Consider the following 22,286-nt stretch of genomic DNA (forward strand, 5'->3'; position numbering starts at 1 on the left):
AGGTCTCAGTTCTGTTGGGTTACCGACGTGTGGGGCATCAGGGCGCCGGGTGGTATCTGACCGAACTTGCCGGCGTTGAAGTCGTCCATCGCCTCGATCAGCTGCGCCTTGGTGTTCATCACGAACGGCCCGTACTGGAACACCGGTTCACGGATCGGCCGTCCGCCGAGGAGCAACACCTCGAATGCGGGCCGGTTCGAATCCTGATGTGCCGCTGCGGAGAGCGAGATCCGGTCGCCGGGTCCGAGGACGGCCAGTTGGCCTTGCTGAATCGGGTTGTCGACCGGGCCGACGGTGCCGCGCCCGGACAACACGTACACCAGCGCGTTGAAGTCGCGGTTCCACGGCAGGTCGAGCTCGGCACCCGGTTGGAGGGTGGCGTGCGCCAGGGTGATCGGGGTGCGTGTCGACCCGGGGCCGGCATGCCCGTCGATGTCACCCGCGATGATGCGCACCAGCGCGCCGCCGTCCGAGGAACTGAGCAGTGTGGCCTCGGTGCCCTCGATCGACTGGTAGGCCGGGTCGGTCATCTTCTCGGCAGCGGGCAGATTCACCCACAGCTGGACGCCGTGGAACAAGCCGCCGCTCTCGACCAGCTCGGCCGGCGGGGTCTCGATGTGCAGGATGCCCGATCCGGCGGTCATCCACTGGGTGGCGCCGTCGGAGATCAGGCCGCCTCCGCCATGCGAATCCTGATGCTGGAAGCGTCCGTCGATCATGTAGGTGACGGTTTCGAACCCGCGGTGAGGGTGCCAGTTGGTTCCGCGCGGCTCACCGGGCTGGTACTCGACTTCGCCCATCTGGTCCATGTGGACAAACGGATCGAGGTCGGCCTTGGTTGCGCCGGCAAACGCCCGGACAACCGGGAAGCCCTCGCCCTCGTATCCACGGGGTCCGGTGGTCACCGACCGAACCGGACGTTCGGTGTCGGTGGCGGTGGGTCCGGCGATGCGGGGCAGGGTCAAGGTATCTGCGGTCACGGCTGTCATGACTGGCTCCTTCGAAGCTGGTGGGCGATACAATTGACATAACCGGACCGCGGTCCGAATAATTCCCGAAGGTGAAGTTCCGCGTGAGTCATTGTCCCACCGGTTGTTCACTTTCAAATCCCTGATGGCCGAACGTGCCGGTGGGAGTGGCGGGCAGGCCCGCGAGCGAGTCGGCGGGCGGAACCCGGTAGGACCGCACGATTAGTGTGGACCCATGGGTACTTCCACGGGCCACGTCCTTGCAGGCGACGGCACCCAGATCAGCTACCGCACGACTGAGTCTCCCGGTGACAATTCCCCGGTTGTCGTGCTGATCCACGGTTGGGCGCAATCGTCGCGATCGTGGGGCGATGTGCTGGTCGACGAACTGTCCAAAGACTTCCGCGTCATCGCGATCGACCTGCGTGGTCACGGAGATTCCTCGGTGCCGCCCGAAGGTCACCTGACCGGCGGCGACTTCGGTGGCGACATCGCCGCGGTGCTGTCGGCCGAGGTCACCGGAGAACAGCCGGTCTTCCTGCTCGGCTGGTCGTATGGCGGACTGGTGATCGGTGATTACCTGAAGTACCGCGCAGAAGGCGCCTCGCCGGCTGCGGGGAATCTGGCCGGGCTGATCCTGGTCGATGCGATCACCTCGATGGGACGTGGTGAGGCCGGTGGCCGGGTCGGGCCGGCCATGCGGGCGGCACTGCCCGCCGCCTATTCCGACGATCCCGCCGTCGCCACTGCGGCACTGCAGTCGTTTGCCGACGCGTTGGTCCCGGCGCAACAGGGGCCCCTCGCGCAGCAATTCCTCGGAACGTCACTGACCGTCCCGCCCGCGGTCCGGGCCGGACTGTTCAGACGCACCGCCTCCTACGACGACCTGTTCGCCGGGTTCGGTGGTGCGGTGATGGTCATCCACGGAACCTCGGACACGGTGGTCGACATCTCCTGCGCGCAGCACGTCGAGACGCTGGTCCCGAACGCCCTCACCCGATACTGGGATGGCGCCGGCCACGCACCCTTTGTCGAAGACCCGCCCCGGTTCGCCGCCCAGGTGCGCGAGTTCGTGAGCGCCACCGCAGGAGCGTTACGGTGAACGCGGCCAACGACTTACCCGTCCCGCACCGGGTGGCACTGATCTCGGTGCACACCTCGCCGCTGGCCCAGCCGGGGGTCGGCGACGCCGGTGGGATGAACGTCTACGTCTGGCAGACGGCCAAACGCCTCGCGCAACGCGGTGTCGAGGTCGAGATATTCACGCGTGCAACATCATCGACCGATGAGCCGATGCTCACGGCCGCACCCGGCGTGACCGTCCGCAACGTGGTGGCCGGGCCGTTCGAAGGGCTCGACAAGCGGGATCTACCCACTCAGCTGTGTGCATTCACAGCCGGGGTGCTGCGAGCCGAGGCCGGCCGCCCCGCCGGGTACTACGACCTGGTGCATTCGCACTACTGGTTGTCCGGGCAGGTGGGCTGGCTGGCCCGCGACCGGTGGGCGGTGCCGCTGGTACACACCGCGCACACCCTGGCCGCGGTGAAGAACGCCGCGCTCGCCGAGGGGGACACACCCGAGCCCCCGATGCGTCAGATCGGTGAGCAGCAGGTGGTCGACGAAGCCGACCGCCTGATCGTCAACACCGAAACCGAAGCGCAGCAACTTGTTTCGATCCATCACGCGGACCGCTCGCGCATCGATGTGGTGACGCCGGGCGCGGATCTGGACTGCTACACCCCGGGATCGCGGACCGAGGCGAGGTTGTCGCTCGGCATCGATCCCGACGAGGTGGTCGTGACCTTCGTCGGTCGCATCCAGCCTCTCAAGGCGCCGGACATCCTGGTGCGGGCGGCCGCGCCACTGATCCGTCGCGGACTGACCGGCGGCCGCAAACTCCGTGTCCTGATCGCCGGGGGTCCGTCGGGTTCGGGCCTCGAGCGCCCGACCTCGCTCATCGAATTGGCCCGCGACCTGGGTGTGGAATCATCGGTGACCTTCATTCCGCCGCAATCGCCTGAGCGACTCGCCGGGGTGTACCGCGCATCGGATCTGGTTGCGGTGCCGAGCTATTCGGAGAGCTTCGGTCTCGTCGCGATCGAGGCGCAGGCGGTCGGTGTGCCGGTGATCGCCGCCGACGTCGGTGGTCTGGGGGTGGCGGTGGACAACGGTGTCACCGGAGTTCTGGTGTCCGGTCACGACGTCGATCACTGGAGCGCCGAACTCGGGCGTCTGCTCGATGATCCGGACCTGTTGGCCACGATGGGCGCGGCCGCGCGGATCCATGCCCGCGACTTCTCCTGGGACCACACCGCGGACCAGTTGCTCGACAGCTACAGCCGGGCCATCGGGACCTTCCACGGGCATTACCCGTTGACACCACACCCAGACGTGGCAGAAGCCGACACCAGGCCACTGTCCCGGATCGCCAGACGTTTTGCCGGACGACGAAATGGAGTACGTGCGTGACCACCGAAGCTGTTTCCCACCTGGGTGTTGTGGTTGACGAGTTCCTGAGCAGTCGCGAGTTCACGTATGGCCGTAAGGATTCCGGCGGCAGCGACGTCGAGCATTTTGTGGTCGAACTGCCGGGGGAGAAGAAGCTCAAGACCGGGGTGCTGCTGACGGCCGGGACACACGGGCTCCGGTTGGAGGCGTTCGTCTGCCGCCAGCCCGACGAAAACCACGAGGGCGTCTACCGGTGGATCCTCAAACGCAATCGCCGCCTGTACGGGATGGCATACACCTTGGACAATTCCGGCGACATCTATCTCGTCGGTAGGCATTCGGCCGAATCGATCAACGCGGACGAACTGGACCGGTTGCTCGGTCAGGCGCTCGAAGCCGCGGACGGTGACTTCAATGTGCTGTTGGAGATCGGGTTCGCAACCTCGATCCGGCGCGAGTGGGCCTGGCGGGTGTCGCGGGGCGAATCGCTGAACAATCTGAAGGTTTTTGAACATCTCATCCGCGAGGAAGACCTGTCCGGCGATGGCGCGGCCGGTGACAGTCAGGGTGGCGAACTGGCGAATATCGCTGAACCGACCGATCGCGAACTATTTGGATCCATCGAGGGCTGAGTCGAATCATTGGTAGGTTGTTCACCGCCAGGTAACACACTGTGGAGGTCGCACACATGAGTTTCAAAAGCCCTTACCCGCCTGTCGAGATCTCAGATACGTCTGTCTACGACACGCTGTTCGGATCGATCAGCGAAGAGGACCTCGATCGGGTTGCCGCAATCGATGCCGGTGCCACCGAGGGCACCACCTACCGCGAATTGATCGCCCGCATCGACGGTTTCGCCGGTGCCCTGGCTGCCCGCGGAATCGGTGTCGGCGATGTTGTGGGGCTGCTCTCGGCCAACACGTCGGCGTTTGCCTTTGTGTTCCACGGCATCCTGCGTGCCGGTGCGACCGCGACCACCATCAACGCGCTGTTCACGGCCAAGGACATCGCGAAGCAGCTGACCGATTCCGGCGCGAAAATGATTGTCACCATCACGCAACTCGAAGAGCAGGCAAAGATTGCCGCCGCCGAGGTCGGCATCCCCGAGAGCGCGGTGATCATCCTCAACGGGCCCGGTGAGAAGGCCGGCCCCAACCCCAACGCGATCGACCTGCTGGCCGCCGGTCTCCCGGCCCCGGATGTCAGCTTTGATCCGGCGACCCATCTCGCGGTGCTGCCGTACAGTTCCGGCACGACGGGCAACCCGAAGGGTGTGATGCTCACGCATCGCAACCTCGCGGCGAACATCGCGCAGATCAGGCCGTTGCTCGAGATGAAGGCCAGCGATGCGATTCTCGCGGTGCTCCCGTTCTTCCACATCTACGGAATGACGGTGCTGCTCAACGCCGCTCTGCTAAACCGGGCAAAGCTTGTCGTGATGCCCCGCTTCGACCTCGAGCAGTTCCTGTCGTCGATTCAGAACTACAAGTGCAGCTATATCTTCATCGCGCCGCCGGTGGCTGTGGCTTTGGCCAAGCATCCGATGGTCGACGAATACGACCTCTCATCGGTCAACACCATCATGTCGGGTGCGGCGCCGCTGGACGAGCAGCTCGGAAACGCCGTCGCGAAACGTCTTGGCACGCAGGTGATCCAGGGCTACGGCATGAGTGAGCTCAGCCCGGTCAGCCATGTCATCCCGGTCGACAACCGTGGGGGTCCGCAGGCGCCGCTCAACTCTTGTGGATGGCCCATTCCCAACACGGTCAACAAGATCGTCGACCCGGTGACGGGTGAGGACATCGAGATCCCCGCCGAGGGTATGAGCGAAGCGGGTGAACTGTGGGTGTCCGGTCCCAACGTGATGGTCGGATATCTGAACAACGACGCCGCGACCGCGGAGACCATCGACGCCGACGGGTTCTTGCACACCGGTGATATGGCGACCGTCGACTCACATGGATTCGTGTACATCGTCGACCGGCTCAAGGAACTGATCAAGTACAAGGGCTATCAGGTGCCGCCCGCCGAACTCGAGGCGCTGCTGCTGACACACGCCGACGTCGACGACGTCGCCGTCGTCGGTGTCATCGAAGAGGAGACCGGCGAGGAGATCCCCAAGGCGTTTGTCGTCAAGCGCGAGGGCAGCGACCTCACCGGTGAACAGGTCATCGAGTTCGTCGCTTCGCAGGTGTCCCCGCACAAGAAGGTCCGTGCGGTCGAGTTCATCGAAGCGATCCCGAAGAGTGCTGCCGGGAAGATCCTGCGCAAGGATCTGCGTAAGTAGTCCTCTCGCCTCGCACCGCACCACCAACCGTCACGACGCTGACGGTTGGTGGTGCGGGTGTGATCAGGCGGTGACGCTCGCCTTGTCCAGGCGCCGGTGGAGGGCATCGAGGTACTCGGTAGTGCCCTGGAAGGGCCCGCTCACGCCGATCGCGACCTCGAGAAAGCGACTGTATTCGTCGTTGCAGTGGGTTTCCCAACGGGTGACGTCGCCGTCCTCATTCGTGTTGACGAAGCTGTACGAGTAGAAACCCATCCCCGTGCCGTCGACGGTGTGGCCCTGCCATCGGGTCATCATCACGAAACCATCACCTGCGGACCAGTACTTGAAACTCTCTGGCTTCCAGTCGGGAAAGGTCAGCGAATACACTTTCGCTTCCAGCGTCGCGGAATTAGCTGTGTCGGTGGGGAAATCGCTCATCAGGAACTCTTGATCGCCGGTGAAGTACGGCGACATATACACGGCATCGGCCGCGAACTTCCACGCCTCATGCCCTTCGTCATCGGTGTATTGTTCGCCGTCCTTCACCCCTTGACGCAGGTATGCGTTCCGGTAGCTTTCGGCCATCTGGCGGTGATGGGCAATGCGTTCTTCGAGATTCATGCGAGTGGTCTCCTTCGTGGGACTTGGTCTCTCATCTACAAGGTGCTGAACGCGCTGGTGTTTGATCACCTTTCTGTTTAATTGGTCCGTCAGGTCCGGCGTCCACCGTTGACGCCGATGACTTGCCCTGTGATGTACGAGGATTCGTCCTGGCACAGGAAGACCGTCGCGTTGGCGATGTCCTCGGGACGGCCGGCTCGTTTGACCGGGGTGATCTTGGCGAAGTGTTCAAGGGAAGCGGTGAAACGACCCTCGGCGATGGCCTTCTCCAGCAAGGGGGTCACCACCATTCCCGGCGGAACAGTGTTGACGGTGATCCCGTACCGGCCGAGCTCGAGAGCCAAACTCTTTGTGAGGCCGATCAATCCGGACTTCGAGCTAACGTAGGCCGCCATCTGGGACTGCCCGCCCTGCGCACTCGACGACGATATGTTGACGATCCGGCCCCACTGTGCGGCCTTCATGTCCGGCAATGCTTCCTGCGTGCAGATGAACGGCCCACGGAGGTTGATCGCCATGACGCGATCCCAGAACTCGTCCGAGATCTCATCGAACTTTCCGAACTGCTCAATTCCGGCGTTGTTGATCAGGATGAGCACCGGGCCGAAGTCGAATCGCACGTGCGCCATTGCACTTCGGACCTGTGCACGATCGGAGACGTCGACCACGTAGCCGTTGACCACTGCGCCATCGGCCCGCAATCGTTTCACCTCGAGTTCGAGCTGTTCGGCATGGATGTCGAAGATGGCGACCTGAGTGCCACGTGCGATCAGTCCTTCGGCGATGGCCAGGCCGAGTCCTGACGCGCCACCGGTGACAACCGCGGTTGTTTTCTCAAAGGGCATGACGGTGTCCTCTCACAGGAGTGGATAGGTTGGTACTGGCCGCTATTCCGCGGGATCCGCGGTGCGGATGGCCTGTTCGGGGCAGTGACGGATGGATTGGTCGACAAATCCGGCGAGGTCGTCGGGAACGGTGGCCACCAGCACTTCGGCAAATCCGTCGTCGGTGAACCCGAATACCGCCGGGCAGGTTGCGACGCAGGCCCCGTGTCCGGCGCAGCGATCGGGGTCGACGAACAGACTCACCCATCGCTCCCCGACAAACTGAATCCGATGTGCAGCTTCGTCAGCCCCCGTAAGACGAAGGTCGGCAGGTATTGGTATCGCCGGTTGTCGACCGGACCGTGCTTCTGCTCGTCGATCCAGATGTCAGTGGTTCGATCCAGGAGCAGTTGCAGGCTGATCAGGGCTTCGGCTCGCGCCAGGGGCGCGCCGGGGCAGCTGTGCACACCTCGGCCGAATGCCACGTGACTCCTGGCGTTCGGCCTATCGATGTCAAAAACATCGGGTTCGGCAAACTTTCGCGGATCCCGATTGAGCGCGGCATTGATCAGCATCACCGTCGTCCCGGCCGGCAGATCCACATCACCGACTGTGACCGGGACCTTGGAGAGCCGGAAGTCGCCACGCACGGGACTCTCGAAACGAAGGGTCTCCTCGATGAATGCCGGGAGCAGGCTTCGATCGGCGCGAAGTCTAGCCTGGAGTTCGGGGTCCTCTGCGATGTGTTTCACCGCAAAACTCAGGAGCCGAACCGTTGTTTCCTGACCGGCCGCAAACAGATTCGCGGCCACCGCAACTGCGTCCGACACCGCCGGGATACTCCCATCCGGAAAGGTTGCCGAAGCGACACCCGTCAGGACGTCACCACGCGGGGTGCGCCGGCGATCCTCGATGTACTCGGCGAACTTCGCATAGAGATATCCCAGGGGTGAATGGTCCATCGCCGCACCACTGCTACTGCCGATATCGGTGCCGCTCAACAGCGCGGTGCGGAACTCCTCATGTGACGACTCCGGCACGCCGAGGAGGTCGGCGATGACCAGCATGGCAAAGGGTGTCGCGAACTCGCCGTTGAACTCGCACCGATCGCCGGTCAGTATCGCGTCGAGCTGCTGATCGGCCAGACGCCACATGAATGTCTCATTGTCTTTCAGGCGCTTGGGCGTGATCATCCGCAACAACAGTGCTCTGTGAGCGGTGTGCATCGGTGGATCCATCGTCGGCAGTTGATCATTCATGATCAGTTCACTGCGATGCTGCTCGATCAGCTCGGAGATGTCGTCGCCCTCGAGAGGGACAGGGAACCCGGGGAATGGACCTCCCACCGAAATACACGATGAGAACTTCGCTGGATCGTTGTAGATCGCAAGGGCCTCATCGTATCCCGTGATCATCACGACATCATGGTGGCTTTCGCGCCGGACCGGGCATTCACCGCGTAGCGTGGCGAGGTACTCGTAGGGGTCGGCGAGCACGTCGTTGTCGATGAAGAAGTCGACCTCGTCGACGTTCACCTTCTCTGGTGCACTCATCCTGAGATCGTCACTCCCTCATAGCTACCGAACATGTCCCCCTCCGGCATGGCCATCTGCAGGTACACGTCGACATGGCGTACCTTGCCGGCTTCGGTGAATTCGTACACCGATACCGAATTGACCACGCTGTTGAAGTCTCCGACGGTGCTGCGCTCCTCGAGTTCGAGAAATACCGTATTGCCACCCTCGGTGACCCTTTTGAACGAGCAGTCCCACGTTGCCGAACTCGCCCATGCGGTGAGGAATCCGACGTACTCCGACCAGTTCATGACCTCTTTGAAATTGCCGATGCGCTCGAATTCTTCAACAGCGATCAGTTCTGCCAAGGGAGCCCAACTTGCGGCCGAAAACCCGGGCGCCTTGGCAGGCCCTTCCACAATGCTCTTTGTGACGAGGCCGTATTGCAGAGCTTTTCGCGAAAGTCCGGTGTAGTTGTCGAGAACTTCGTCGAGCGGCTTGAGTGACATTTGTCGATTCTCCATCTGATCGTTTCGGTGTGAGTTCACAGTCCGGCGATGTGCTTGTTGAGGACATGGTGGAAATGCGAGACGACGATTTCCTCTTTCACCAGCGACATGTACTTGAGCCCGGTGTTGCGGAGCCCGCGCTGCTGGCGCGGCATCTGCTCGTAATCCTGTTGCAGCGCAAGGAAATACTTGTAGCTTCCCGGCTCATCGACCTCGACCAGGTCGGCCTTGTACACATCCCGCAATTCCTCTGGAAGCCACATGAAGCTCGCCACATGCCAGATGCACCGGTTGGGGTCGCCATCGGGGTCGGGCACCGCCATCACGATGTGCGCCTCGCCGGCGCGGATGGTCATGAAGAGGTTGGGGAACAACACCCAGCCGTGGTTGTCGCTCATCTGCGCATCCGTCAGTCCGCTGACATCGAGCCCCATCCCGGTGAGGGTGTCGCGGGTCGCCTGCTGCAAGATCGTTCGTCCGGTCACACCGTCGGGGAACGCGACTCGTCCGTCGTCGGTCTGGTACTCGCTCACCAGCTCGTCAAAACGTGGCATGACCGCAGCAGTGCCCGGGAACGTCTCAGGGAGCGCCTTGATGCCCAGGATCTCGTCTTCGGGGGAGAGCGAGTTCGCAACATCGAAGGGCGCGCAGGCCACACTGTGGTTGTCGAAGAACTGAAACTTGCTGGTGGTCGGATCCAGCGCGATCACATTGAGCAACTCTGGATGGATCCCCGAGATGTGGTATCCCTCTTCGAAGGCATCCATCACAACTTTCCAGTTGCATGCGATGTTCTCCCGGACATTCATGACCGTGGTCATTTCCTCGAGTCGATAGGGCGCCAACAGTCGGTTGACATCCTCGCCGAGATAGACGGACAGCGGTTGCGCATCTGGGTCTGGATTGAGAAATATGAAGCCGCCGAAAGTGTCCACTGGCACCGGGATCAGCGAGAGATCATCCTTGTCGAGATCGCCTTGCGCCTTTTCACGTAGCATTCCGAGCAATTTCCCCTCGAGATCGTACGACCACAAGTGGTATTGGCAGAGAAATCCGCGTTTGGCAGTACCGCTGCCCTGGCACAGCACATTTCCGCGATGCCGGCAGGCGTTCACGAATCCGCGAATCGTGCCGTCCTTGCCCCGGACGATGATGTAGGTCTGGTCAAGGATCTTGTACTCCTTCCAGTCGCCGGGACCGGGGACTTCGCTCTCGCGACCGGCGAACTGCCAGACTTTGTTCCAAATACGTTCTCGCTCAAGCTGTTGGAACTCGTGAGACGTGTATTCGGAGTTCGGGATCTGCGTCGGAAATCCTTGTTGTTGATACTCGTCGAGTCCTCGGGCTTCCTCGACCCACTCTCCGGTACGTGCTGTTTCCATCGGGTTCACACTCTCTTTGTAGGCGGCAGGATCGGATCGATAGGGCCCATGGATCTCCCTCGGGGCCGACCATGCGGGCCGTTGGTTACCGGGAGCGGGGGGCAGTGGTCGAGGCCAAACAAGGGGTGACCTGTTCCCAGGATCGACGGGGCTGTGATCCATGCCACTAGTGTACAACAATGTACATTAAGTGCAAGGATGTACTTTAGATGTTGTTTCTGCAGGTAAGCGCGATAAACATAGAAAAACACCACCGACGGGAAGCCCGTTGGTGGCGCTGGCGGATCTCATGATCGAGCGGTCGATCAGCCCTCGCGTGGCACGATGCTCGACACGATCAGCTGGAGGAAGGGGCTGTAGAGGTCTTCGTCGTCGAGGTGGCAGTTGAGGGTGACCGCATCATTGGTGGCGATGATGACGTGTGCCAATGCGTCGGCCGGGATCGTCAGGGTGGCGCCGATGCGGGCCACATCGTTGGTGATGTACTCGCCGAGCCGGCGAATGGCCTCGGCCCGTTGGGCTCTGACCCGCTCGCGCGCCTCCGGGTTGCGCAGTAGGAACAACGTGAACTCGTATCCCAGTGCGGCGCGATCAGGCCCGGCTTCCCGCATGCTCAGTTCGCGCCAACGATCCGCGAGAACATCGAGTTCTAGGTCGTCGAGGCTTCGTAGGGAGGCGACGAGATCGGTGAATCCGCCGAGGAAACGTTCCCGGCTACGTTCGATGACGGCCAGGAACAACTCGGATTTGGTGCCGAAGTGGGAGTAGATGGCACTGCGGGTGTAGCCCGCGGCCTCGGCGATCTCTTCTAGGGGCGTTGCTCCAAAGCCGTTGCGGGCAAATGATTCCTCCGCTGCGTCCAAGAGGAGTCCGCGAGTGTGCTCCAGTCTTCGCTCACGTGTCCACCGTTCGGCCATCCGCCCATCTTTGCACATGGCTGCCATCGTTCGATTGCGCACGTTGGCGTCGATTTTGGGTACACCCTTGATCTTTATGTACAAACTTGTACAGTTAGCGAGATCACACAGCGCGCCGCGAATTGCGTATGTCAATCGTTGGATTGGTGGACCGCCTGCCTTCGGGTGCGCATGCGACGACCAAACGGAGTCGCTTGTGCGAGAGCGCTATTCGCATGAGATCTGGCCAAGAATAGCGATATCCCCGTCCCGTGATGTCGGGCGGAGGCCACGAAAAGAGGGGCAGGAACTTGAAACCACAACGTTTGCTCATCGCTCTGACGGCGATCGTGCTGGTTGTTGCCGGCTGTGGTGACCGCGGAGGAGGTGGCGACGAAGGTGGCGGCGGCTCGACATCGGCGGAATCAGCCTCGAGTTCCTTTGGCGACCTGACCGACGTCTGTCAGTCGGGTGATGCGAAAGGATCTCCTACGCAAGGGGTTACGGATGGCGAGGTCCGGGTCGGTGTGTTCTCTGATGTGGGGTTCAACAAGAACTCGGAGTTCATCGATGCGGCGAAGGTCTTCACCTCATGGTGCAACGAACTCGGCGGCATCAACGGGCGCAAGATTGTCGCGAACACCCGCGATGCGAAGCTGATGGAAACGCGTCAACAGATGATCGCCGCGTGCCGTGAGGATTTCGCGCTGGTCGGTGGTGGTAGTGGTTTGGACGGGCTGGGTGTCAAGGAACGCCTCGGTTGCACGTTGCCCAACTTTGTGGCGCAGACGGTGCAGCCGGCATCGACGGGCTCCGACTTGCAGATAGCTGCTTCGCCGGCCTCGACTGCCGGCTATGACCCGTTCTTCGGCTTCCGGAGTTGGCTGATGAATGAGGCCTATCCGGACTCTCGGAATGCGGTGGGAATCATCAATGGAGATTCACCGCTGACCAAGTCCATCGGTAAGCAGGCCGTCGAGGCCACCGAGGCGGCCGGCGGGACGTTTGTTTACAACGATGTGTACCCGGCGATGGGCATCTCGGATTGGACTCCGTATGCACAGGCCCTGAAGAACGAGGGGGTCAAGGGCCTGATCTTCTACGGCCAGTTCCAGCAGCTGGCCAAACTCGAGAGTGTGCTGAGCGGTATGGATTACAAGCTCGACTGGATCGATTCGAACAACAATGCGTACGGACAACAGTTCATCGAGTTGTTGGGTACCTCCGCCGACTCCCAGAACAACTACGTCGACCTCGGCGGGGTGAGCCCCATCAGCAGCACGGAACCGGCGATGAAGGATCTGACTGCGCTGTACGCCGAGTACGCTCCCGATGCCGACATCACACTGCCGGCGATCCGCGCGATATCGTCGTGGTTGTTGTTCGCCAAGTCAGCTGCGAGTTGCGGTGATGACCTGACGCGGACGTGCCTCTACAACGCAGGCAAAGCTGAAACTGCTTGGACCGGAGGTGGATTGACGGCACCGCAGAATCTTGCCGCGCCCGCTCCACCATCACCGTGCTTCAACGTGCAGAAGGCGACCTCAAACGGCTGGGAGGACACCGACTTCCGACCCGACAACGGTCAATACCGTTGCGACAGCCCGCCGTACAAGTACACCGGTGACTATGGTGCCCCGATGACCCTCGCCGACGTCGGAAAGAGCATGAACGATGTGAAGTAACCCGGCGGTTCGATTCGACTCGCCATCGAGGCCGGGAGCGGGCGTGACTAGACCTTTGCGGCGATCGTGTTGGACTCGATCACGCCGCTGCCGGCGCTCTGACGGACGAACTTGTACGGGATGCTCAGCGCGATCAGCGCTGCCAGCAGCGCCGCGCCACTGCCGATGATGAACACCAGCTGGAAGGCCGATTCGGTCGGGACGTGGTGGCCGCCACCGAGATCGATCACCGAACTGGCGAGAATTGTGGCGAGAAGCGCGGACGCGATCGCGGTACCGATCGACCGCATCAACGAGTTGAGGCTGTTGGCCGCCGCCATCTGATGCAGCGGTGCGGCCGACATGATGAGGGCCGGCATGGCCGAGTAGCCGATACCGACACCGATACTGACGACGATGTTGCAGACGAAGATCTGCCACGGCTCCGTCATCATGAAGACCGACATCACATAGCCCAGGGTGATGACCACGCCACCGATCAGCAGCGTGATCTTGGGGCCGATCTTGATGTTCATGCGCGCCGAGACCGGCGAGAAGAACATCATCATCAGCCCACCGGGTGCGAGGATCAGACCGGTCGCCAGGATGGTCTGCCCCATCCCGTAATCGACGACCCCAGGGATGTTCGGGATCTGCAGTAGCTGAGGCGCCGCCAGTCCGATGGCCATCAGCGAGAAACCGAACAGGACCGACGCGGCGTTGGTCAGCACGATGACGGGTTGCCGCGAGGTGCGCAGGTCGACGAGCGGTGTCTTGATACGGAGCTCGAACCAGCCCCACGCGGTGAGTGTGACCAGTCCAAAAGTGGCCAGGCCCACGGTCAGGGCACTGGCCCAGCCCCAGGTCGACCCCTTGGACAACGCGAGCAACAGGCTCACGAGCGCCGCGGTGAGTCCGGTAGCACCGACGAAGTCGAAGGTGCCGGGCGAACGCGCGTCGGATTCGCTGACCAGGGTGAAGACGAGAGCGAAGGTGAACACGGCGAGTCCGGCGGCAACCCAGAAGATCACGTGCCAGTCGAAGGTCTGGGTGATCCAGGCCGCCACGGGCAGACCGATCGCGCCACCCACACCGAGGGTCGCGGACATGGTGGCGATGGCGCCGGGGATCCGCGCCGGATCCAGCTTGTCGCGCAGCAGGCTGATGCCACAGGGGATTACTCCCATGGCCAGGCCCTGGGTGCCGCGCCCGATGATCATCGGGACGACCATGCTGGTCATCGCGCAGATGATCGAACCGATGATCATCGCGCCGATGCAGGCGAGGATGATCCGGCGCTTGCCGAACATGTCGGCGAGCCGGCCGGCGATGGGCATTGCCACAGCTGCCGTCAACAGGGTGGCTGTGATCACCCAGGAGGCGTTGTCGGATGTGGTGTCGAGATACGCCGGCAGTCGGCCCACGATGGGGATCACCAGGGTCTGCATGAACGATGCAAGCAGGCCGCCGAAGCACAAGACCGCGATCAGTACCCGCGGTTTGACCGGCTTGGCTTCTAAAGTTTTCATTACTTGCATCATGCATGCATGTGGGGGCTACAAACAAGTCGGGCGGCGGGCCGGATTATCCTGCCAGACGACAACGGGACCTCAGACGAGTAGGCGGTCCCGCAACACCTCGAGTTGGGCTTCGCCGACCTGGCATGCCGTCAGGTAGTCGGCGATCGAGCCGAAGCCGTCGGTCATCGCTCGGTAGGAGACGTCCAGGTACTCCTCGCGGACACCGAGAAGGTCGGTCGAGATCTCGAATGGTTTCCCGTCCGTGGCGGCTGCGCCGTAGACCTTCATCAAATGCGTCCGAAGCGCTTCGACATCGTTGTTGCTGGCCAGGTAGTCGGCGACGATCTCGTCGCGACGCACGCCGAGGGCATCGAGGACGACGGCGGTCACCCAGCCGGTGCGGTCTTTACCGGCCGCACAGTGGGTGAGCAGGCGCCGATCGGGATCAGTCAAAACCTCGATGGCCGATCTGACGGCGCTCATCGCGCCCGGAAGTGCCGGCATCCGCTCGTAGACGTCGAGCATGTAATGGCCGCGGTGGGCCTCGTATTCCTCGGCCGTCATCTCGTGCGGTGCCTTGCCACCACCCTGGCTCAGGCCGAAGGGAAACGAGTGAACCGTGACGTCGCCCGGAACCCGATCGGATCCGCTGCGCTCGACCTCGGTCGGATCACGAAGGTCGAATACGTCGGTCACACCCAGTTCGGAGAGTTTCTGGGCCCCGGCGTCCTCGAGGCCGCTGAGTTCGGAGCTTCGGAACAGCAAACCTGCACCGACGTAACGCCCTTCGTAGGTTTTGAGGTCGGATACATCGCGGAAGTTCCAGGCGCCGGGGAGCATGGCGTCAGTGTAAATGGTCACTGCCGCAAGGTGATGACTGTGTGACCACCGGAGCTGTGGAAAACTATTGCCTCATGAGCAACGGAACCCTGATCCTGATGCGCCACGGCGAGAGCACCTGGAACGCCTCCAACCAGTTCACCGGTTGGGTCGATGTGGCCTTGACCGAGAAGGGCGAGGCCGAGGCCGTCCGCGGCGGAGAGCTGCTCGTCGAGCACGATCTACTGCCCGACGTGCTGTATACCTCGCTGCTGCGGCGCGCGATCTCCACGGCTCAGATCGCACTCGATGCGGCCGACCGCCACTGGATCCCGGTGGTCCGGGACTGGCGCCTCAACGAGCGGCACTACGGCGCGCTGCAGGGTCTCAACAAGGCCGAGACCAAAGAGAAGTTCGGCAACGACCAGTTCATGCTGTGGCGCCGGAGCTACGACACCCCGCCGCCGGCCATCGAAAAGGACAGCGAGTACAGCCAGGACGCGGATGTCCGGTACGCAGAACTTCCGGAGGTCCCGCTGACCGAATGCCTCAAAGATGTTGTGGTGCGGCTGATCCCGTACTTCGAGGAGACCATTGCCGCAGACCTGCGAGCCGGAAAGACGGTGCTCGTGGCCGCACACGGCAACTCGCTGCGGGCCCTGGTCAAGTACCTCGACGGCATCTCGGACGAGGACATCGCCGGACTCAACATCCCCACCGGCAACCCGCTGCGGTATGACCTCGACGAGAACCTCAAGCCGCTCAATCCGGGTGGAACCTACCTCGATCCCGAAGCCGCCGCTGCCGGTGCGGCAGCGGTTGCGGCGCAGGGCAACAAATAGCCGATGCCGGGAGGCGATGACCGCATTGAATTTCATGCGGTTGTCGCAACTCGGACGGATCCGACGATGCGCGGTCTACTCTGGTTCCATGGTGGGCAAAAACACATCAAAGATGGGGGCAGAAATGCGTACGCCCAAAATCAGAGTGTCGCATTCGGTGCCTCAGGAGCGTTACGAAATCTACGTCGACGAGCTATACGTCGGCTATCTCGACTACGTCAACGAAACCGAACAGGTTGTGTTGACCCATACCGTGGTGCACGACCAATACAGCGGCCACGGATACGCTGCGCACCTGGTCAAGTACGTTCTGGACGACATAGCAAAGACCGGAAAAGACGTGGTTCCACTCTGCTCCTATGTCGGCTATTACATCGAACAGCACCCCGAATACGCGGCGATGGCCACAGAAGTCACCCGTTGACTGTTCCGACCTGAAACGAGCTCCGCGGGTGAGGGGCTCGCACGAAGTTCCGGTGAACAGCGCCCGAACACTCGCGTACCGGCTTGTTATCCGGGGTAGATGCCGCGCATCCTGCAGAGGTGGAGTACTGCGCTGCCCGTAAGATTTCCCTGTGACCGTAATCGTTGTCGCAGGGGTGGCTTTGCTCGCGCTTCTCATCGGCGGGCTGGCCGGATGGTTCCTCCGCGCTCACCGATCAGGTGTGCGTGTCCTGCCGTCGGCGACGGTCGTGCATTCGCAGTCACCACCGGAATCGTTGGTGCTGCTGTCGAACACCGACCGTCTCCCCATGACCCGCGCGACCCTGCTCGACCTCATCGTCGAGGGCGGTGAAACAGGACTGGCAGTGGTCGACGTGGTGCGCGACGTCGTGTTCTACAACGAGCGCGCGGTCTATCTCGGAATGGTCCGCGATCATCTGCTCGACGACGACGTCTGGGAACATGCTCAGTCCACCTTGGAGACCGGCGGCGTCGAACGATTCAGGTTCGTCCCGACGCAGAGTGCCGGTGCCTTCGTGTCCACCGGAATCAGCCCCGGACGTAAAGTCCTTGCCGTGTCCTGCCGCACTGGTCTGGTCACCGACGGCATCGAACGCTACGCGGTGGTCTACGGCCAGGACGACACCGAAAACGCCCGCGTCGAGGAAACCCGGCGCGACTTCGTGGCGAACGTGTCCCACGAACTCAAGACTCCGGTCGCCGCGATCGGATTGCTGGCCGAAGCACTGATGGAATCGTCGGACGATCCCTACTCCGTCGAGCATTTCGGAGAGCGCGTCCGCATCGAGTCCCAGCGGATGGGCGCCATGGTCTCCGAACTGATCGCACTGTCACGTTTGCAGGGTGCCGAACGCCTGCCGGATTTCGAGGACGTCGAGGTCGATCCGCTGATCGATGAGGTCATCGACCGGGCGCACATAAACGCCGAGGCCGCCGGGATCAACTTGACTGCCGATGACAATTCCGGGCTCCATGTCCTCGGCGACCACACGTTGCTGCTGACCGCATTGAACAACTTGGTCGCCAATGCCATTGCGTATTCACCCAGCGGTACCGCGGTGTCGGTGAGCCGTCGGACGACGGACGTCGGTGATCAGAAGATGGTGGCGATCGCGGTGACCGATCGTGGCATCGGAATCGCGCCGGAGCACCAGAAGCGGGTCTTCGAGCGATTCTTCCGCGTCGACAAGGCTCGATCCCGCACAACCGGTGGTACCGGGCTCGGACTCGCGATCGTCAAACACGTCGCCTCCAACCACGGTGGCTCCATCAATCTGTGGAGTGCGCCGGGTACCGGCTCCACCTTCACTCTCACCATTCCGCTGGCCGGCGAAACGCCGCCGGCGGGCCGCCATGCCGTTTCCACAGCCACCAAGGCCGAACCGACCGCCGTCGCGGTCTTTGAAGAGAGAGAACTGAGCCGTTGACACATGTGCTGATCGTCGAGGATGAGATGTCCTTGGCGGACCCGCTTGCATTCTTGCTCCGAAAGGAAGGGTTCGACACCACGATCGTCACCGACGGGGCCAGCGCGCTACCGGAGTTCGAGCGCGTCGGACCCGACATCGTGCTGCTCGACGTGATGCTCCCGGGCCTCTCGGGTATCGAGGTGTGCAAGTCGATTCGCGCGCGTTCGTCTGTGCCGGTGATCATGGTGACCGCCCGCGACGGTGAGATCGACAAGGTGGTCGGTCTCGAACTCGGCGCCGACGACTACGTCACCAAGCCGTATTCGGCGCGTGAACTGATCGCCCGGATCCGTGCCGTGCTCCGGCGCGGTGCGGTCGAGGGCGACACCGACATATACGACAGCGGATTGATCGAGGCCGGACCGGTCTCGATGGATGTCGAGCGCCACACGGTGACCGCGAGCGGTGATCCGATCACGTTGCCGCTCAAGGAGTTCGATCTCCTGGAGTATCTGCTGCGCAACTCCGGGCGGGTCCTGACCCGGGGCCAGCTGATCGACCGGGTCTGGGGCGCCGATTACGTCGGCGACACCAAGACCCTCGATGTCCACGTCAAGCGGTTGCGGTCGAAGATCGAATCAGACCCGGGCAATCCGAAGCATCTCGTCACGGTCCGCGGCCTGGGCTACAAGTTCGAGCCCTGATCGCACCCGGCGCGGCTCCGAAGTCCGGAGCCGCGCACAGCAGATCGTTCAGGCGTGCTCTTCGGGATGCTGCGCGTACTTGATGTCGCCTTCGGTGCGTTTGGTGGCGGCAGCAGTGGCCGGATGCACCGCGATGAGTCCGAGCGCGCCACGTCGCTTACAGATCTTGGCCAGTTCGTCGTACGCGGGCTCACCGATCAGTGCGATCAGCTCGGGTCGATATGACTCCCACACCTGCTTTGCGCCGATGTGCGCATCAGGTGATCCCGAGCAGTACCACTTGAGGTCGGCGCCGCCCGAACCCCAGCCGCGCCGATCGAACTCGGTGATCGTGGTCTTCAGGATCTGTTCACCGTCCGGACGCTCGACCCACTGCTGTTCCCGCCGCACCGGTAGCTGCCAGCACACCTCCGGCTTCACCTCGAGCGGCTCGATGCCCTTGCGCAGTGCCATCGAGTGCAGCGCGCAACCCTGACCGCCCGCAAAATCGGGACGGTTGAGGAAGATGCAGGCACCCTTGTACTTGCGTGTCTTGAGCGCGGGCTCACCGTCGAGGTCGTCTTCTTCGAGATAACCGCGTTTGCCCAAAGGGTTTCTGCCCGAACCCTTTTCATAGAACTGCCAGTCGTCCGGCGTGAGCATGGCCATGCCCTTGGCCAGGATCTCGCGGTCCTCGTCGTCGGAGAGATAGGCGCCGTGGCTGCAGCACCCGTCGTCCTCGCGGCCCTCGATGATGCCCTGGCAGGCGGGGGTGCCGAAGACGCAGGTCCAGTGCGACAACAGCCACGTCAGGTCGGCATTGATGAGGTGCTCTGGGTTCGTTGGGTCGACGAACTCGTACCACTCACGTGGGAAGTCGAGAGGAACTTCAGGTTTCGGCGCGATTTTGGAGGCTGCGTGCACAAACGCCAACGGTAGACGCATTAGGTTGTAGAGCGTGCGTTTAGGAGTGCTAGATGTCGGCAGCAACACAGTCCACCTATTGGTGGTCGATGCTCATCGTGGCGGTCACCCGACCCCGATGAGTTCGACCAAGTCGACCTTGCGACTTGCCGAGCAGATCGATGGCGACGGCAAGTTGACGCCGTACGGCGCCGACACGCTGGTCGAGGCGGTCGACGAGTTCACCAAGATCGCCTACACCTCGGGCTGCAAACAGGTCATGGCGTTTGCCACCTCAGCGGTGCGGGACGCGACCAATTCTGACGAGGTGCTCGATCGGGTGGAGTCCGAGACAGGTGTTCGTGTCACGGTGCTCTCCGGTGTCGACGAAGCCCGTCTGACGTCGCTGGCGGTCCGTCGCTGGTACGGCTGGGGTGCGGGCCGGATCCTCGCCCTCGACATCGGTGGTGGCTCCCTGGAGCTCTCCAATGGCGTGGATGAGGAACCTGATGCGGCGTTGTCGCTGCCGCTGGGCGCAGGCCGGCTCACCCGGGAGTGGTTGTCGGAGGAACCGCCCGGTCGCCGGCGGGTTGCTGTGCTGCGGGATTGGCTCGACGCGGAACTGGTGGTCCCATCCAAACAGCTCCTCTCACCGGGACGACCGGACATGGCCGTGGGCACCTCGAAGACCTTCCGTTCGCTGGCGCGACTCACCGGAGCGGCGCCTTCCAGCGCAGGACCCCGTGTCAAGAGGACACTGACCAGTAACGGTTTACGACAGTTGATCGCGTTCATCTCACGGATGACCGCATCGGACAGGGCCGAGCTGGAGGGAGTGAGTGTGGACCGGGCTGGACAGCTGGTGGCCGGCGCACTCGTGGCCGAGTCCACCATGCGCGCTCTGGGCGTCGATACCTTGGAGATATGCCCCTGGGCCCTGCGTGAAGGTGTGATCCTGCGCAGACTGGATCTCGAGTCCAGTGATGCCGAATTGCCGGCAGGTCAACGCTAAGGATGGTGAAGTAACTCATGGCCAGAGGAATGGATCCCGAATCGCGTCCCATCTCGGTTGCCGAGTTGTTGGCTCGTGCGAAGGAGCAGGGAGCCGACGATGTGGCCGGGGCGGTCGGCAGTTCGCCTGCGGCGACCGGACGTCGCCGTCGCGGTGGCAAGGACGGGGTGTCGGTTGCGGAGCTGACCGGTGAGATGCCGCGGGTGACCGCCCAGCCGAAGGCTGACGAGACATCCGAGCCGAAGGCTGACGACGCGCCCCAGCCGAAGGCTGACGACGCGCCCCAGCCGAAGGCTGACGAAGCACATGAGCCGAAGGCTGACGAAGCATCCGAGCCGAAGGCTGACCAGAAGGCTGACGAAGCGCAGCAGTCGAAGGACAAGCCCGCAGAGGCCGAGGTGAAGGCGGCCCCGACGACACCGCCCTCGACGACACCGCCACCGACCCGGGACTTCAGCAGCGCGTCGGTGTCGAAGCGCACGACAGCGGAAGCCGAGCCCGCAGTCAAGCCGACACCAGGTGCGCCCGATAGGCCGGCTCCCTTCGGGGCGAAGCCGGCGGCGGCCGAACCGCCATCCGATTCCGCCGATGCGCCGGCCGACCCGGACGAGGAGACGACCGGGGTCATCCCGTCGATGCAGGCCTACTCGCAGGTGGACTCCGCCGGTGACGACGATCATCGGGTCCTCAGTGCCGCCGAGCGGGAACGAGATTTCGAGCGCTACCGAAACTTCGAAGACGTCGAGACCGAGGGCGATGCCGCGACGGGCACCAAGAAGAAGAAGAAGCGCGGTCTGTTCGGATTCGGTCGCAAAACAGAAGAAGCGTCGACGCCGGATGCCGGTGGTGATCCCGGCGAAAACTCGGATCACACTGCGACACAGTTCATCCCGAAGGTTGCCGACGATGCTCGGGCGCCCGAAATCTCGGCACCGGCGGAACCGGAACCCGCATCCGAGCCGAAAACCACACCGGCACCCCCGCCGGTGCCGGCCCCGCGGGAGCAGGCCGGCGTAGTGGCCGCGGCGACCGACCGGTACCTCCGGTTCGATCTGGACGACGACGCCGACACCGAAACCGCAAAGTCGGTTGAGGTCGCGGACGAGTCCCCGACGTCGCAGCTCGGAAGGGTTCGCGACACCGACGCACCGGATGCGCCGGTGGTCGACCTCGACAAGAACACCGGCGATGCCCCGATCTCGCTCTCCAAACCGGTCGCCGGCTCCTCGGATTCGGGGCGCGACACGGGCACCGAGGGGGAGCAGTCCCCGACGGTGCAATGGCTGCTGCTCATCGGTCAGGTGCTCGCCGGGCTGGCCGTCGGCGTGGCCCTGTTCTGGGGTTTCACCGAGTTGTGGCGCTGGAATGTCCTGTTTGCGCTGGTTCTCTCGGTGGCGGTGATCTTCGGTCTGGTGACGCTGGTCCACGTCGTACGTCGCAGCAATGACCTGATCAGCACGTTGTTGGCGCTGGGCGTGGGATTGCTGGTGACGATCGGTCCGCTGGTCCTACTTCTGATTGCCGGGGACTGACCCGAG

At 62.8% G+C, this 22,286-nt stretch carries 22 protein-coding genes; 11 read left to right on the forward strand and 11 right to left on the reverse strand.

Annotated features, from left to right (window positions below; genetic code table 11):
* Window positions 1–5: 5 nt before the first annotated feature.
* Window positions 6–989 (reverse strand): pirin family protein, encoded by a 984-nt coding sequence (locus tag H290_RS0115785; RefSeq protein WP_020107787.1) that lies wholly within the window; start codon window positions 987–989, stop codon window positions 6–8.
* 214 nt (window positions 990–1,203) lie between these two features.
* On the opposite strand from H290_RS0115785, the gene H290_RS0115790 reads away from it, so the two are divergent.
* The 4 genes from H290_RS0115790 to H290_RS0115805 are packed head-to-tail and all read left to right on the forward strand — an operon-like array spanning window position 1,204 to window position 5,703.
* A complete protein-coding gene (locus tag H290_RS0115790) occupies window positions 1,204–2,070 on the forward strand; it encodes an alpha/beta fold hydrolase (protein WP_020107788.1) in 867 nt (288 codons plus the stop codon).
* Window positions 2,067–3,437: a D-inositol-3-phosphate glycosyltransferase gene (gene mshA, locus H290_RS0115795; RefSeq protein ID WP_020107789.1), complete on the forward strand. Its 1,371-nt coding sequence runs from the start codon at window positions 2,067–2,069 to the stop codon at window positions 3,435–3,437. Before H290_RS0115790 ends, mshA begins: the two co-directional genes overlap by 4 nt.
* Window positions 3,434–4,048 carry a YbjN domain-containing protein gene (locus tag H290_RS0115800; protein WP_020107790.1) on the forward strand — a complete coding sequence of 205 codons (615 nt, stop codon included), beginning with the start codon at window positions 3,434–3,436 and terminating at the stop codon, window positions 4,046–4,048. The genes mshA and H290_RS0115800 overlap by 4 nt, the downstream gene beginning before the upstream one ends.
* 56 nt (window positions 4,049–4,104) lie before the next feature.
* Window positions 4,105–5,703 carry an AMP-binding protein gene (locus H290_RS0115805; RefSeq protein WP_028463261.1) on the forward strand — a complete coding sequence of 533 codons (1,599 nt, stop codon included), beginning with the start codon at window positions 4,105–4,107 and terminating at the stop codon, window positions 5,701–5,703.
* Between the two features lie 63 nt (window positions 5,704–5,766).
* Here H290_RS0115805 and H290_RS0115810 read toward each other — a convergent pair whose 3' ends face one another.
* The 7 genes from H290_RS0115810 to H290_RS0115840 form a co-directional block, all read right to left on the reverse strand.
* Window positions 5,767–6,306, reverse strand: a complete 540-nt coding sequence (locus H290_RS0115810) for a hypothetical protein (RefSeq protein WP_020107792.1) — start codon at window positions 6,304–6,306, stop codon at window positions 5,767–5,769.
* 89 nt (window positions 6,307–6,395) lie between these two features.
* Window positions 6,396–7,151: an SDR family NAD(P)-dependent oxidoreductase gene (locus H290_RS0115815; protein ID WP_020107793.1), complete on the reverse strand. Its 756-nt coding sequence runs from the start codon at window positions 7,149–7,151 to the stop codon at window positions 6,396–6,398.
* A gap of 42 nt (window positions 7,152–7,193) precedes the next feature.
* Window positions 7,194–7,394, reverse strand: a complete 201-nt coding sequence (locus tag H290_RS0115820) for a ferredoxin (protein WP_020107794.1) — start codon at window positions 7,392–7,394, stop codon at window positions 7,194–7,196.
* Window positions 7,391–8,683: a cytochrome P450 gene (locus H290_RS0115825; RefSeq protein WP_020107795.1), complete on the reverse strand. Its 1,293-nt coding sequence runs from the start codon at window positions 8,681–8,683 to the stop codon at window positions 7,391–7,393. The genes H290_RS0115820 and H290_RS0115825 overlap by 4 nt, the downstream gene beginning before the upstream one ends.
* Window positions 8,680–9,153 (reverse strand): hypothetical protein, encoded by a 474-nt coding sequence (locus H290_RS0115830; protein ID WP_020107796.1) that lies wholly within the window; start codon window positions 9,151–9,153, stop codon window positions 8,680–8,682. Before H290_RS0115830 ends, H290_RS0115825 begins: the two co-directional genes overlap by 4 nt.
* Window positions 9,154–9,188: 35 nt before the next feature.
* A complete protein-coding gene (locus H290_RS0115835; RefSeq protein ID WP_028463262.1) occupies window positions 9,189–10,535 on the reverse strand; it encodes an SRPBCC family protein in 1,347 nt (448 codons plus the stop codon).
* Between the two features lie 305 nt (window positions 10,536–10,840).
* Window positions 10,841–11,452, reverse strand: coding sequence for a TetR/AcrR family transcriptional regulator (locus H290_RS0115840; protein ID WP_020107798.1), 612 nt, complete (start codon window positions 11,450–11,452; stop codon window positions 10,841–10,843).
* Between the two features lie 290 nt (window positions 11,453–11,742).
* On the opposite strand from H290_RS0115840, the gene H290_RS0115845 reads away from it, so the two are divergent.
* Window positions 11,743–13,116: an ABC transporter substrate-binding protein gene (locus H290_RS0115845; RefSeq protein ID WP_231373715.1), complete on the forward strand. Its 1,374-nt coding sequence runs from the start codon at window positions 11,743–11,745 to the stop codon at window positions 13,114–13,116.
* A 47-nt stretch (window positions 13,117–13,163) separates the two neighbouring features.
* Here the strand turns inward: H290_RS0115845 and H290_RS0115850 are convergent, their stop codons facing one another.
* Together H290_RS0115850 and H290_RS0115855 are read right to left on the reverse strand one after the other, a co-directional pair.
* Window positions 13,164–14,624 (reverse strand): MFS transporter, encoded by a 1,461-nt coding sequence (locus tag H290_RS0115850; RefSeq protein ID WP_020107800.1) that lies wholly within the window; start codon window positions 14,622–14,624, stop codon window positions 13,164–13,166.
* 81 nt (window positions 14,625–14,705) lie between these two features.
* Window positions 14,706–15,476, reverse strand: a complete 771-nt coding sequence (locus H290_RS0115855) for a tyrosine-protein phosphatase (protein WP_155976869.1) — start codon at window positions 15,474–15,476, stop codon at window positions 14,706–14,708.
* 53 nt (window positions 15,477–15,529) lie between these two features.
* Here H290_RS0115855 and H290_RS0115860 point away from each other — a divergent pair, with 53 nt between their 5' ends.
* The 4 genes from H290_RS0115860 (at window position 15,530) to H290_RS0115875 (ending at window position 18,854) form a co-directional block, all read left to right on the forward strand.
* Entirely contained in the window at window positions 15,530–16,276 is a 747-nt protein-coding gene (locus H290_RS0115860; RefSeq protein WP_020107802.1) for a phosphoglyceromutase, read from the forward strand.
* Between the two features lie 124 nt (window positions 16,277–16,400).
* Window positions 16,401–16,700 carry a GNAT family N-acetyltransferase gene (locus H290_RS0115865; protein WP_028463264.1) on the forward strand — a complete coding sequence of 100 codons (300 nt, stop codon included), beginning with the start codon at window positions 16,401–16,403 and terminating at the stop codon, window positions 16,698–16,700.
* 151 nt (window positions 16,701–16,851) lie between these two features.
* Window positions 16,852–18,168, forward strand: a complete 1,317-nt coding sequence (locus tag H290_RS28735) for a sensor histidine kinase (RefSeq protein ID WP_369758826.1) — start codon at window positions 16,852–16,854, stop codon at window positions 18,166–18,168.
* Complete coding sequence (locus H290_RS0115875; protein ID WP_028463265.1) at window positions 18,165–18,854, forward strand: response regulator transcription factor; 690 nt, start codon at window positions 18,165–18,167, stop codon at window positions 18,852–18,854. Before H290_RS28735 ends, H290_RS0115875 begins: the two co-directional genes overlap by 4 nt.
* Window positions 18,855–18,902: 48 nt before the next feature.
* Here the strand turns inward: H290_RS0115875 and H290_RS0115880 are convergent, their stop codons facing one another.
* Complete coding sequence (locus H290_RS0115880; protein ID WP_020107806.1) at window positions 18,903–19,778, reverse strand: hypothetical protein; 876 nt, start codon at window positions 19,776–19,778, stop codon at window positions 18,903–18,905.
* Window positions 19,779–19,791: 13 nt separating this feature from the next.
* Here H290_RS0115880 and H290_RS0115885 point away from each other — a divergent pair, with 13 nt between their 5' ends.
* Both H290_RS0115885 and H290_RS0115890 read left to right on the forward strand, forming a co-directional pair.
* Window positions 19,792–20,748, forward strand: a complete 957-nt coding sequence (locus tag H290_RS0115885; RefSeq protein ID WP_028463267.1) for a Ppx/GppA phosphatase family protein — start codon at window positions 19,792–19,794, stop codon at window positions 20,746–20,748.
* Window positions 20,749–20,765: 17 nt separating this feature from the next.
* Window positions 20,766–22,280, forward strand: a complete 1,515-nt coding sequence (locus tag H290_RS0115890; protein ID WP_155976870.1) for a hypothetical protein — start codon at window positions 20,766–20,768, stop codon at window positions 22,278–22,280.
* The last annotated feature ends 6 nt before the right edge of the window (window positions 22,281–22,286 follow it).

Source organism: Nocardia sp. 348MFTsu5.1 (assembly GCF_000383535.1).
Lineage (GTDB): Bacteria > Actinomycetota > Actinomycetes > Mycobacteriales > Mycobacteriaceae > Williamsia > Williamsia faeni.